This window comes from Streptomyces sp. Ag109_G2-15 (genome assembly GCF_900215565.1).
Lineage (GTDB): Bacteria > Actinomycetota > Actinomycetes > Streptomycetales > Streptomycetaceae > Streptomyces > Streptomyces diastatochromogenes.
In genome coordinates, this window is sequence record NZ_OCNI01000001.1 from 4,118,686 (window position 1) to 4,130,867 (window position 12,182).

Here is a 12,182-nt window from a genome sequence, read left to right on the forward strand (position 1 = left end):
TCGTCCCATGACAGCAGGAGTCATGACCACAGGGGTCACCATCCGCACCGTCCACGACGTCGCCGGGCTCGCGGCCGTGGCCGACCACTTCAGCGACGTCTGGCACACCCCCCGGACCGCCCCGCCCTACCCGGCCGAGGTGCTGCACAGCCTGGTGCACGCCGGCGGCGCCGTGCACGCCGTGTACGACGGGCAGCGGCTGGCCGGGGCCGCCGTGGCCGTGCTCGGCGCGGAGCACAGCACGTACTCGCTGGTGGCGGCCGCCGACCGGGGCCTCGGGTACGCCGTGAAGCAGGCCCAGCGCGACTGGGCCCTCGGGCTCGGTGCCCGCACCATGCGCTGGACCTTCGACCCGCTGGTCGGCCGCAACGCCCGCTTCAACCTGGTCAAGCTGGGCGCCGTCGGCACGGAGTACCTGGTCGACTTCTACGGCCCCATGACCGACGGCGTGAACGACGGCGACGAGAGCGACCGGCTGACGGTGACCTGGGATCTGGCGGCGCCGAGGCCGTCGTACGACACGGACGCGGACGCGGGCGCCCACGGTCCGGTCACCCGGACCGCGCCGGACGGCGGCGCGCTCGCCCGCCGTGACCTCGGCGACCGGTACGTCTGGTGCCGGGTCCCCGACGACATCGTCGGGCTCCGTGCCGCCGACCCCGCGCTCGCCCTGCGCTGGCGGCACGCCGTGCGCGCGGTGTTCCTGGAGGCCTTCGCGGAGGGCTTCCGGGCGACGGGCATGTCCCGCGACGGCTGGTACACGCTCACCCGGACGGAGGAGGCCGCATGAAACTGGAGCGCGTGGAGATCGTGCACGTGGCGATCCCGCTGGTCACGCCCTTCCGTACGTCCTTCGGCACGATGACGACCAAGGACACCTTCCTCCTGCACGTCGTCACGGACGAGGCCGAGGGCTGGTCGGAGTTCGCCGCCGACCCCGAGCCGCTGTACTGCTCGGAGTTCGTGGCCGGCGCCGAGATCGTGTTGCGCGACTTCCTGCTGCCCCGGGTGGCCGCCCTCCCGCACCTCACCACGGCCGCGCTGGCCCCCGCGATGGCGAAGATCAAGGGGCACGAGCTGGCGAAGGCGGCCCTGGAGACGGCGGTGCTCGACGCCGAGCTGCGGGCGTACGGCATGCCGCTCGCGACCTACCTCGGCGCCGTACGGGACCGGGTGCCCGCCGGGGTCTCCGTCGGCATCAAGAACTCCGTGCCCGAGCTGCTGGACGACGTCGAGCGTTACCTCGCCGAGGGGTACGTCCGCATCAAGCTGAAGATCGAGCCAGGCTGGGACGTCGAGCCGGTCCGGGCGGTCCGCGAGCGCTTCGGCGCCGGGCTGCCCCTCCAGGTCGACGCCAACACCGCCTACACCCTCGCGGACGCCGAACACCTGCGGCGGCTGGACGAGTTCGGGCTGCTGCTGATCGAGGAGCCGCTGGAGGAGAACATCCTCCATGCCCATGCACAGCTCCAGCAGCGCCTGGCGACCCCGGTCTGCCTGGACGAGTCCCTGCACCACGCCCGGGACACCGCGTCCGCGATCGCCATGGACGCCTGCCGGGTAGTGAACGTCAAGCCCGCCCGGGTCGGCGGCTACCTGGAGGCCCGCCGCGTCCACGACGTGGCCCACGCGCACGGGGTCCCGGTGTGGTGCGGCGGAATGCTGGAGACGGGCATCGGCCGCGCCCCCAACCTGGCCCTGGCCGCCCTGCCCGGCTTCACCCTGCCCGGCGACACCTCGGCCTCCTCGCGCTACTTCGCCGAGGACATCACCGAGCCGTTCGTGCTGGCGGACGGCCACCTCCCGGTGCCGACCACGCCCGGGATCGGCGTCGAGCCGCTGCCGGACGCGCTGCGGCGGTTCACCCGGGAGCGGCGGGATCTGTACGCCGCTTGAGGAGGCGGTGGGAGGCAGGAGCAGGCAGGCGGCGGTCACGTAGATTGATTCCGTGCTCTCACGTCTCTCGCGCCCCCAGGCCGTCGCCGTCTGCGCCCTGCCCGTCGTGGCCCTGCTCGCCACGGCGGTCTTCGCGCCGCTGCCGTTCTCGGTGGCGCAGCCCGGGATGACGGCGAACGTGCTCGGGAAGAACCAGGGCACCGAGGTGATCACCGTCTCCGGCGCGCCCACCCGGAACACCAGCGGGCAGCTGCGGATGACGACCATCGTGGCGACCGGCCCGGACGCCCGGGTGTCGCTCCGGGACGTGATCGGCAACTGGTTCCGCACGGACCGGGCCGTGATGCCCCGCGACGCGGTCTACCCGAGCGGCGACACCGTCAAGGAGATCGAGAAGCACAACCAGGAGCAGATGCGGCAGTCCCAGGACGCGGCGACCCAGGCGGCGCTGAAGTACCTGGACCTGAGCGCCGACAAGGTCAGGGTCCAGCTGAAGCTCGCCGATGTGGGCGGGCCCAGCGCGGGGCTGCTGTTCACCCTGGGGATCATCGACAAGCTGAACGGCGACGGCAGCGGCGGCGACCTCACGGGTGGCCGCACCATCGCCGGTACGGGGACGATCGACGCCGCCGGGAAGGTCGGCGCGGTCGGCGGGGTGGCCCTGAAGACACAGGCCGCCCGGCGGGACGGGGCCACCGTCTTCCTGGTGCCGAAGGCCGAGTGCAGTGATGCGAAGGCCGAGCTGCCCAAGGGGCTGCGGCTGGTGCCGGTGACCACGCTCAAGGGCGCGGTGAACTCCCTGGTGGCGCTGGAGAAGGGGAAGGACTCGGTCCCGAGCTGCTAGGCGAGCACTGGCTGTCGGGCGACCACTGGCTGCTTCAGGCGACCGCCGGCTTCGGCGCGGCCGCGAGGCGCAGGCCGACCTCCACGAGGGTCCAGCCGACGCGGGTGCGCAGTTCGACCGGGGGCTTCGCCTCGGTGGCGAGGCGGTGGGCTGCGGCCTCGGCGGTCAGGTCGGCGACGTGGTGCTGGGCGAGCTGGGTGGTGAGCTGCATGGCGGGGCCTCTCAGTTCGTCTCAGTCGGTGTCGATGGGGAACAGGTGCGTGTGGATGCGTACTTGCTCGGAACCGGGTGTGTCCGCGTCGGGGACACGGCCCCGGTAGTCCTCGATCAGGGCGTGCATCTTCGTGACGAATTCGGCGGCCAGCTCGGGCGTGAGCCGTAGCGTCGCGTCGCTCATGTCGGAGCCGCGGGACCAGTCCGTGGACCACTGGTCCCGGGTGCTGAGCCAGGTGGCCAGCTCGCGTGCGTGGGTTCCGGCGACCTCGTGCAGGAAGACCTCGGCCATCCCGCGCACTTCAGGTCCCGCACCCTCGAAGTCGGCGCTGTCGAAGACCAGTCCCTGGTCCACGGCCCGCCACCAGCGCTCCCGGCCCTTGCCGTGCTCGGGTGCGTCCTCGACGAAGCCGTGGGCGGCGAGCTGGCGCAGGTGGTAGCTGGTCGCACCGCTGGACTCGCCGAGCCGCTCCGCCAGTTGGGAGGCGGTGGCGGGTCCGCGCTGGCGCAGCGTGTCCAGCAGCTGCATCCGCAGCGGGTGGGCGAGCCCCCGCAGTGCGCGCGGGTCCAGCCGGCGCTGTTTCCGCCCCTCGGGCTCCGTCTTCTCGTGCTCCGTCATGCGTACAAAGATAGCTATGCAAAGAGTCCGTTGCAAGGACTTCTTTGCAACGGACTCTTTGTACCGGTCTACAGCCCGCGTGGCCGCAGCAACGACGCCTCCGCCGGCGAGGCCAGCCAGTCGACCAGCAGGGCGAGGGCGACGGTGAGGACCGAGCCGAGCACCAGTACCGGCGTCTGCCGGTGGGTGAGGCCCGTGGTGATCAGCACGTTCAGCCCGCCGCCTCCGCCGAAGGCCGCCAGGGTGGCCGTACCGACGTCGAGGACCAGGGCCGTGCGTACACCGGCGAGGATCAGCGGGGCGGCGAGGGGGAGTTCGATGCGGGTGAGGACGGCGAGCGGGGACATGCCGATGCCGCGTGCCGCGTCCACCAGGGCCGGGTCGACCGCGCGCAGGCCCAGGACGGAGTTGCGATACGTGACGATCCCGACGGGCACGCCGACGACGGTCGCCACGACCATGCACAGGAGGACCGCGCCCGCGTGCTGCCAGGCGTCATCTGCTAGGTCCCTTCCCGACTGTCCTCGGCGGCCTGCTCCACCAACGGGATGATCCGCAGCGGAACGGGGTTCTCCATGACGATCGCCGTGGAGGCCCGGACGATGCCATCAAAACCGACGACCCGGTCGATCACCCGCTGGAGATCGGCGTTCGAGCGGGCCACCAGGCGGCACAGCATGTCCCCGCTGCCGGTGGTGGTGAGCAGCTCCAGCACCTCCGGCACGGTCGCCAAGTGCGCCCGGACATCGGGCCCTTGGCCCTGCCGGATCTGCAGCGTGGCGAACGCGGTGACCGGGTAGCCGAGGGCCGCCGGGTCCACCTGGGGCCCGAATCCGCGGATCACTCCATTCGACTGAAGCCGGTCCAGCCGCGCCTGCACCGTCCCCCGGGCGACCCCCAGCCGCCGGGACATCTCCAGCACACCGATGCGCGGCTCCCGGGCCAGCAGCACGATGATCCGGCCGTCCAGATGATCGATCGCCACCGCGCCTCCCGGGATGGTCATCCTGTACAGAAGGACCGCAGAAACGGTCACACCACTGAGCAGATTGCCCAGTGAACAAACAAACTATTGCGCACCTTGCAGGCCGGGGCCACCCTTCCGGCATGACGCAGACCACACACCACACTCCCGACACCGCCCGGCAGGCCGACCCCTTCCCGGTCAAGGGAATGGACGCGGTCGTCTTCGCCGTGGGCAACGCCAAGCAGGCGGCGCACTACTACTCCACCGCCTTCGGCATGAAGCTGGTCGCCTACTCCGGACCGGAGAACGGCAGCCGCGAGACCGCGAGCTACGTGCTGGAGAACGGCTCCGCCCGCTTCGTGTTCACCTCGGTGATCAAGGCGAGCACCGCCTGGGGCGACTTCCTCGCCCGGCACGTGGCCGAGCACGGCGACGGCGTCATCGACCTGGCCATCGAGGTCCCGGACGCCCGCCGTGCCTACGCCTACGCGATCGAGCACGGCGCCCGCTCGGTCGCCGAGCCGTACGAGCTGAAGGACGAGCACGGCACCGTCGTCCTCGCCGCCATCGCCACCTACGGCGAGACCCGCCACACCCTTGTCGACCGCTCCGGCTACGACGGCCCGTACCTGCCCGGGTTCGTGGCGGCCGCGCCGATGGTCGAACCGCCCGCCCAGCGCACCTTCCAGGCCATCGACCACTGCGTGGGCAACGTCGAACTCGGCCGGATGAACGAGTGGGTCGGCTTCTACAACAAGGTCATGGGCTTCACGAACATGAAGGAGTTCGTGGGCGACGACATCGCCACCGAGTACAGCGCGCTGATGTCGAAGGTCGTCGCGGACGGCACCCTCAAGGTCAAGTTCCCGATCAACGAGCCCGCGATCGCCAAGAAGAAGTCCCAGATCGACGAGTACCTGGAGTTCTACGGCGGCGCCGGCGTCCAGCACATCGCGCTGAACACCAACGACATCGTCGCGACCGTCCGCACCATGCGCGCGGCCGGGGTCCAGTTCCTCGACACCCCGGACTCGTACTACGACACGCTCGGCGAGTGGGTGGGCGACACCCGGGTGCCGATAGAGACCCTGCGCGAACTGAAGATCCTCGCCGACCGCGACGAGGACGGCTACCTGCTGCAGATCTTCACCAAGCCGGTCCAGGACAAGCCGACCGTGTTCTTCGAGATCATCGAACGGCACGGCTCGATGGGCTTCGGCAAGGGCAACTTCAAGGCCCTGTTCGAGGCGATCGAACGCGAGCAGGAGAAGCGCGGCAACCTGTAACGCGGCAGCCTGTAGCGCGGCAACCTGAAGCCCGCCGGCCTGAAACCCGTCGGCCTGTCCCTAGGACAGGTCGGCGGGCAGGGGCTCCTCGGGTTCCTCGGCCAACTCCTGCAACGCCGACTGCGCCGCAGAGACCCGCAGCGGCGAGAAGTACGGGTTGATCCGCAGCGCCTCGTCAAGATGCCGCTGGGCCGGCCCGTTCAGCTCCAGCTCGCGCTCGATCATCCCCCGGTGGAACACGTACAGCGCGCTGCGCACCCCGCCGCCCTTCGTCTTGTCCGTCGCGATCGTGGCGTAGTCCAGCGCCTCCTCGTCGTCGCCGTCCCGGTGCAGCGCCCAGGCGAGGGCGTCGGCCACCTCGATCCCCGGCTGGCGCTCCCACTCCTCCTCCAGCCGCGCCACCGCGTCCTGCGGGTCCCCGTGGTCCGCCTCGAACTGCCCGATCAGCAGCTCCTCGTCGACCCCGCCCGCCACCGCCTGCCGTACCCGCTCCCGCAGCAGCCCGTACTGCTCCCGGGCCGCCGCGAACTGCCCCTGCGACTCGTACAACTCGCCGAGTTCCAGCGTGACCTGGGGGTCGGCGTGCTTGGTCAGGGCCGTCCGGTACGCGGCGACCGCCTCGTCGGTGCGGCCCAGCGCGGCCAGCGCCCGCCCCTGCCCGGCGAGCGCCGCCCGCTGGTCCGGGTCGAGGCGTACGGCCGCCCGGAAGTGCCGCAGCGCGTCCTCCCGGTCGCCCCGCTCCCAGGCCAGCTGCCCGACCCCGGTCAGATAGGCGGCCTGCTCGGCGGGGGTGCGGGCGGCCGCCGCCGCGTCCGTCAGCTGGGCCACGGCGTCCTCGCGCCAGCCCCGGTCCCGGTAGACCGCCGAGGCCCGCGCCATCACCGCGGGCCGTTCGGCCGCGCCGGTGCGCAGCGCCGTCAGTTTGTCCAGGGCGCCCCGGGCCGCCTTGTAGTCGCCGAGCCCGGTGTAGGCGTCGATCAGCGCCGGATACGACGTCCACCGCTTCGGCGCCAGCTTCAGCGCCTGCTCGCCGTACCGCTTGGCCGACGGGAAGTCCCGGCGCGCGTTCGCCAGCGCGGCCAGCCCGCCCAGCGCCTCCGCGTTGCCGGTGCCCCGCACCTCCAGCGAGGTCCGCAGCGCCCGCTCGGCCTTCGGAAAGTTCGCCGCGTCGGCACTGTGCCGCCCCTGCTCCAGGTACGCGCTCCCCAGCACCGCCCACGCCCGCGCGTCCCGCGGCTGCGCCCGCACCCGGCTCTCCTGCTGCCCGATCAGCGCCGCCAGCTCCGGCAGCCCGGCCGGCAACCCGGAGGTGACCGCGGCCAGCGTCCGTGCCTGCAGCCGGGCCTGGGCCTGGGGGCCCGGGGCGGGCGGTGCGGCCGGGCGGTGCGGCTCGGCCTGCGGCAGCATCAGGGCCGCGCCCGCAGCGACCCCGCAGACACACGCGGTGACCAGCACGCGCCGCAGCCACCGCCGGGGGCGGCGCGGCGGAGGCGGCTCGGCCACCAGGGACGTACCGGGGACGGAGCGGCCGTACTGTCGGATCTCCATGCCGCTCACTGTGCGGCAGTACGACCGGCACGTCCGGGTGGCCCAAGGGCGGCACGGACGGGGTTCACACCGATGGCCCCGAGTGCGACGCTGTGATCATGAGCCGTATCGAAGCCCCCCGCGACGAACACACCGGTAACCTCACCGACCGGCTCCTGGCCGGCCTGCCCGCCGAGGCCGTCCTGACCGACCCCGACATCACCGCCTCCTACGCCAACGACATGGCGAGCTTCTGCCCGGCCGGCGCCCCGGCCGTGGTCGTGCTGCCGCGCACCGTCGAACAGGTCCAGCACGTCATGCGCACCGCCACCGAGCTGCGCGTCCCGGTCGTCCCGCAGGGCGCCCGCTCCGGCCTGTCCGGCGGCGCCAACGCCACCGACGGCTGCATCGTGCTGTCCCTGACCAAGATGGACCGCATCCTGGAGATCAGCCCCGTCGACCGGATCGCCGTCGTCGAACCGGGCGTCATCAACGCCACCCTCTCCCGCGCGGTCGAGGAACACGGCCTGTACTACCCGCCCGACCCGTCCAGCTGGGAGATGTGCACCATCGGCGGCAACATCGGCACGGGGTCGGGCGGCCTGTGCTGTGTGAAGTACGGCGTGACCGCCGAGTACGTCCTCGGTCTGGAGGTCGTCCTCGCCGACGGCCGCCTGATGTCCACCGGGCGCCGTACCGCGAAAGGGGTGGCCGGCTACGACCTCACCCGGCTCTTCGTCGGCTCCGAGGGCTCGCTCGGCATCGTCGTCCGCGCGGTCCTGGGCCTGCGGCCCAAGCCGCCCCAGCAGCTCGTCCTGGCCGCCGAGTTCGGCTCCGCGGCCGCCGCCTGCGACGCGGTGTGCCGGATCATGGAGGGCGGTCACGTGCCCTCCCTCCTCGAACTGATGGACCGTACGACCGTCAAGGCGGTCAACGACCTCGCCCACATGGGTCTCCCGGAGACCACCGAGGCGCTGCTGCTGGCCGCCTTCGACACCCCGGACCCGACCCCCGACCTCGCCGCCGTCGGCGCGCTGTGCGAGGCCGCCGGCGCCACCCAGGTCGTCCCGGCCGAGGACGCCGCCGAGTCCGAACTCCTCCTCCAGGCCCGGCGGCTCTCGCTGACCGCGCTGGAGGCGGTGAAGGGCACGACGATGATCGACGACGTGTGCGTGCCCCGCTCGAAGCTCGGCGCGATGCTGGAGGGCGTCGAGCAGATCGCCGCCAAGTTCGGACTCACCATCGGGGTCTGCGCACACGCCGGCGACGGCAACACGCACCCCACCGTCTGCTTCGACGCCCAGGACCCCGACGAGTCCCGGCGGGCCCGCGAGTCCTTCGACGAGATCATGGCCCTCGGTCTGGAACTCGGCGGCACCATCACCGGCGAACACGGGGTGGGCGTCCTGAAGAAGGAGTGGCTGGCGCGGGAGATCGGCCCGGTCGGCGTGGAGATGCAGCGGGCGGTGAAGCAGGTCTTCGACCCGCTCGGCATCCTCAACCCCGGCAAGCTCTTCTGAACCCGCGCTCACCGGGCGAGCAGCTGCCTTCTCTGGGCGAGCAGCTGCCCTCACTGAGCGAGCAGTTGGTCGAGCGCGTCGTCGATGCCCAGCTGCCCGCCCTCGCTCCCCGGGGGCACCACGCGCAGCGTCCGCTCCAGCCAGGCCGACACCTGCGCGGACGGCGCCTCCAGCAGGGCGTCCCCGTCCGGCGAACTCAGCGCCATCAGGACGACGCTGCGCCCCTCGACCTTGGTCGGCCACACCCGCACATCCCCCTGCCCGCACGGCCGGAACACCCCCTCCACCAGCAGCTCCCGGGCGAACGTCCAGTTGACGGGGTGCTCGGAGTTGATGTGGAAGCAGATGTGGATCGCGTACGGGTCGTCGGAGCGGTAGCTCAGCCGGGCCGGGACCGGGATGCTCCGCTCGGGCGACAGGATGAGCCTCAACTCCAGCTCCCGCTCCACCACGGTGTCATGCATGACCTGCGTCTCCTCTCTGCCGGGGCCGCTCGGACCGGGCCCGTACCAGGGGAGAGGGGGCAGGGGCACGGGCATTACGCGGGTTCGGGAAACTTTTCCGCCCAGGTGTGGGACCCGTGTACGGCGTTGCCCGGAAAGGGGTGGGTCCGGCGGGACTGGCGGTATGGCATGCCCGGGTCTGATAGATGTGGGGGACCCCATTTCACCCCCGAGCAGATACGGGACGACGGACATGAGCGCCCCAACCCCGGCCCCCGGTGACGACAGGCCCCGCGAGGGCTACTACCCGGACCCGTCCATCCCCGGCTACGTCCGGTACTGGAACGGCGCCTCCTGGGTGCCGGGCACCAGCCGGCCGGCGCCGCAGGACGGCGAACCGCTCACCCCGCCGCCCGGCGCCCGCCCGGCGGCCCCGTCCGTCGAGGAGACGGGCCCGCACTTCTTCGACGAGGACCCGCAGCCGGCACCCTCCGGGCAGGACCAGCCGTCCGCCTGGGGCACCGACCCCCGCGTCCCCGCGGACAACCCGTCCCAGCCGTCCGGCCACGCCGCCCGCACCGACGGCACGGCGTCGATCCCGCCCGCGGACGACACCGCCCAGGACCCCGGCGGCACCTTCATCTTCCGCCGCCCGGTCCCGGGCCCGGCGGCGGTCACGGACGACGGCACGATGACGTTCCGGCCGGGACAGGGCAGGCAGCCCGGCGCTGCCGGGGCAACGGGCCCGGCAGGCTCGGGAGCCTCCGGCACGCCGGGCTTCGGCGCGCAGGCCTCCGGCTCGGGGGCGGCGTCCGGTGGGCCCGGGACGGCGGGCCCCGGCGGGCAGGCACCCGGCTCGGCGGCTGCGGGCGGTCCCGGCGCGGGCGGCTTCGGCTCGGGGGCGGCGTCCGGTGGGCCCGGGACGGCGGGCCCCGGCGGGCAGGCACCCGGCTCGGCGGCTGCGGGCGGTCCCGGCGCGGGCGGCTTCGGCTCGGGGACCGCGTCCGGTGGCCCCGGTACGGCGAGCCCCGGTGCGCAGGCGTCCGGCGCAGCAGGTGCCGGTGGCTTCGGCTCAGGGGCTGCGTCCGGCGCGGCGGGTGCCGGCGGCTTCGGGGCCCAGGGCCCGGTCGGCGCGCCCCACGCGGGGCCAGGTGGCCCAAGTGCCGCTGCCGCAGGCGGACTTGGCGGTCCCGGTGTGCAGGGTCCGATCGGGGCGCCCGGCGCACAGTCCGCGCCGCCCGCCCGCCCCGGGTTCGGTGCCGGGAAGGCGGCGGCCGCGCGGGCCGCTGCCGCGCAGAGCCCGCAGGCGCCCCAGGCCTCCGCCGCCGTGGCCCCCGGGGTGCCGCAGCAGGCCGGTGCCGGCACCCCGATGACCTCGGGTCCGGGCGGTGGGCAGTCCTCCTGGGCTCAGCAGGTGCACCAGCTGGCCGGGGGCGCGGACGAGCCGGTGGCACCGTGGAAGCCGCCGGTGGAGGACATCTTCCAGGCGGCCGCCCGCCGGCAGGCCGCGGCCCGCCCGGCCGGCCTCGGCAAGCGGTTCGCCGCCCGTCTGATCGACAGCCTGGTCATCGGCGCCGTCACCGCCGCCGCGGCGGTCCCGCTCGGCGCTCCGGCGGTCGACCACGTCCAGCAGAAGATCGACGAGGCCAAGCTGTCCGGCCGTACCGTCACCGTCTGGCTGGTCGACGGCACCACCGGCACCGCCCTCGGCATCGTCCTCGCCGTCCTCCTCCTCTTCGGCGTCCTGTACGAGGTGCTGCCCACCGCCAAGTGGGGCCGCACCCTCGGCAAGAAGCTGTGCGGCCTGGAGGTCCGGGACATCGAGGCGCACGCGCCTCCGACGTTCGGCGCGGCCCTGCGCCGCTGGCTGGTCTACAGCATCCCCGGTCTGCTCGGCATCGGGATCGTCGGCGTGCTGTGGTGCCTGTTCGACCGGCCCTGGCACCAGTGCTGGCACGACAAGGCGGCCCACACCTTCGTCGCGTCCTGACCCGGCGGGCGGTCCCGTACTCCGTACGGCCGCTCGCCGGGTGCGGAGCCGGGGCGTTCGCGGTCCACTCGGGCCATGAGCAGCGAACCGCCCCCCGGCTCCGGAGAGCAGCCCCCCGAGGACGACCCGTTCAGGAAGCGGCCCCCCTCGGACCAGGGATCGGGCTCGCCGTACGACACCCCTTCCGGAGCCCAGCAGCCCCCACCGCCCGGCGGCCCGTCCCCGGGCGGTGAGCAACCGCCGCCCGGAGGTCAGCAACCCCCGCCCTGGGGAGGGCAGCAGCCACCCCCGTACGGCGGCGGCCAGCAACCACCCCCCTACGGCGGCGGGCCCTACGGTGGCGGCGGCCCGTACGGCGGTCCCGGTGGTCCCGGCGGCCCGGGCTACCCCGCCGACCCGCTCGCCGGGATGCCCCCGCTCGCCGACAGCGCCAAGCGGACCATCGCGCGCATCATCGACATGATCCTCGTGGGCATCGTCGTCTGGCTGGTCACCTGGCCCCTCGGGGTCCACGAGTACACGATGAACGGGGAGCGGATCGAGGTCGCTCGGTCCCTGTGGCAGTCCGTCGCCGCTGCCATCCTCTACGTCGCCTACGACACCCTCATGATCGCCAGGACGGGACAGACCCTGGGCAAGAAGTGGTTCAAGATGCGGGTGGCCAACCTGAACGACGGCGCCACGCCCTCGATGCAGACCTCGCTCATCCGCGCCCTGGTGCTGTGGCTGCCGTTCGCCTTCTGCTGCGCCTGCATCTGGACGGTGATCTGCGGCGGCTGGAGCTACTTCGACAAGCCGTACAAGCAGGGCCTGCACGACAAGGCCGCCAAGACCGTGGAGGTCAGCACCGACTGAGAGGCGCGGCGCTGAGAAGCGC

13 protein-coding genes are annotated in these 12,182 nt (G+C 73.0%); 7 read left to right on the forward strand and 6 right to left on the reverse strand.

The window, feature by feature from the left end:
• Window positions 1-22: 22 nt before the first annotated feature.
• Genes CRP49_RS18445 through CRP49_RS18455 form a run of 3 tightly spaced genes read left to right on the forward strand, consistent with a single transcriptional unit; the run spans window position 23 to window position 2,740 of the window.
• Window positions 23-790: a chorismate synthase gene (locus CRP49_RS18445; protein ID WP_097254358.1), complete on the forward strand. Its 768-nt coding sequence runs from the start codon at window positions 23-25 to the stop codon at window positions 788-790.
• The gene (menC, locus tag CRP49_RS18450) at window positions 787-1,896 is read left to right on the forward strand and encodes an o-succinylbenzoate synthase (RefSeq protein ID WP_097254359.1); all 1,110 of its coding nucleotides are present in this window, start codon (window positions 787-789) and stop codon (window positions 1,894-1,896) included. Before CRP49_RS18445 ends, menC begins: the two co-directional genes overlap by 4 nt.
• 52 nt (window positions 1,897-1,948) lie before the next feature.
• The gene (locus CRP49_RS18455) at window positions 1,949-2,740 is read left to right on the forward strand and encodes a S16 family serine protease (protein ID WP_097254360.1); all 792 of its coding nucleotides are present in this window, start codon (window positions 1,949-1,951) and stop codon (window positions 2,738-2,740) included.
• A gap of 34 nt (window positions 2,741-2,774) precedes the next feature.
• On the opposite strand, the gene CRP49_RS46875 is transcribed toward CRP49_RS18455, so the two are convergent.
• From CRP49_RS46875 to CRP49_RS18470, 4 genes are all read right to left on the reverse strand, one after another.
• Window positions 2,775-2,951 (reverse strand): hypothetical protein, encoded by a 177-nt coding sequence (locus CRP49_RS46875; protein ID WP_167444208.1) that lies wholly within the window; start codon window positions 2,949-2,951, stop codon window positions 2,775-2,777.
• 21 nt (window positions 2,952-2,972) lie between these two features.
• Window positions 2,973-3,572: a transcriptional regulator gene (locus CRP49_RS18460; protein ID WP_097254361.1), complete on the reverse strand. Its 600-nt coding sequence runs from the start codon at window positions 3,570-3,572 to the stop codon at window positions 2,973-2,975.
• A 68-nt stretch (window positions 3,573-3,640) separates the two neighbouring features.
• The gene (locus CRP49_RS18465; RefSeq protein WP_306459741.1) at window positions 3,641-4,033 is read right to left on the reverse strand and encodes an ABC transporter permease; all 393 of its coding nucleotides are present in this window, start codon (window positions 4,031-4,033) and stop codon (window positions 3,641-3,643) included.
• A gap of 41 nt (window positions 4,034-4,074) precedes the next feature.
• Complete coding sequence (locus CRP49_RS18470; RefSeq protein WP_179851671.1) at window positions 4,075-4,557, reverse strand: Lrp/AsnC family transcriptional regulator; 483 nt, start codon at window positions 4,555-4,557, stop codon at window positions 4,075-4,077.
• 122 nt (window positions 4,558-4,679) lie between these two features.
• Between CRP49_RS18470 and hppD the strand changes: the two genes are divergently transcribed.
• The gene (gene hppD, locus CRP49_RS18475) at window positions 4,680-5,825 is read left to right on the forward strand and encodes a 4-hydroxyphenylpyruvate dioxygenase (protein WP_097254362.1); all 1,146 of its coding nucleotides are present in this window, start codon (window positions 4,680-4,682) and stop codon (window positions 5,823-5,825) included.
• A gap of 60 nt (window positions 5,826-5,885) precedes the next feature.
• Here the strand turns inward: hppD and CRP49_RS18480 are convergent, their stop codons facing one another.
• On the reverse strand, window positions 5,886-7,373 hold the full coding sequence (locus CRP49_RS18480) for a tetratricopeptide repeat protein (protein WP_097254363.1): 1,488 nt from the start codon (window positions 7,371-7,373) through the stop codon (window positions 5,886-5,888).
• A 92-nt stretch (window positions 7,374-7,465) separates the two neighbouring features.
• Between CRP49_RS18480 and CRP49_RS18485 the strand changes: the two genes are divergently transcribed.
• The gene (locus CRP49_RS18485) at window positions 7,466-8,872 is read left to right on the forward strand and encodes an FAD-binding oxidoreductase (RefSeq protein ID WP_097254364.1); all 1,407 of its coding nucleotides are present in this window, start codon (window positions 7,466-7,468) and stop codon (window positions 8,870-8,872) included.
• 50 nt (window positions 8,873-8,922) lie between these two features.
• Here CRP49_RS18485 and CRP49_RS18490 read toward each other — a convergent pair whose 3' ends face one another.
• Window positions 8,923-9,336 carry an SsgA family sporulation/cell division regulator gene (locus CRP49_RS18490; protein ID WP_097254365.1) on the reverse strand — a complete coding sequence of 138 codons (414 nt, stop codon included), beginning with the start codon at window positions 9,334-9,336 and terminating at the stop codon, window positions 8,923-8,925.
• A 232-nt stretch (window positions 9,337-9,568) separates the two neighbouring features.
• Here CRP49_RS18490 and CRP49_RS18495 point away from each other — a divergent pair, with 232 nt between their 5' ends.
• Window positions 9,569-11,305, forward strand: coding sequence for an RDD family protein (locus tag CRP49_RS18495; protein ID WP_097254366.1), 1,737 nt, complete (start codon window positions 9,569-9,571; stop codon window positions 11,303-11,305).
• A 75-nt stretch (window positions 11,306-11,380) separates the two neighbouring features.
• A complete protein-coding gene (locus CRP49_RS18500) occupies window positions 11,381-12,160 on the forward strand; it encodes an RDD family protein (protein ID WP_097254367.1) in 780 nt (259 codons plus the stop codon).
• The last annotated feature ends 22 nt before the right edge of the window (window positions 12,161-12,182 follow it).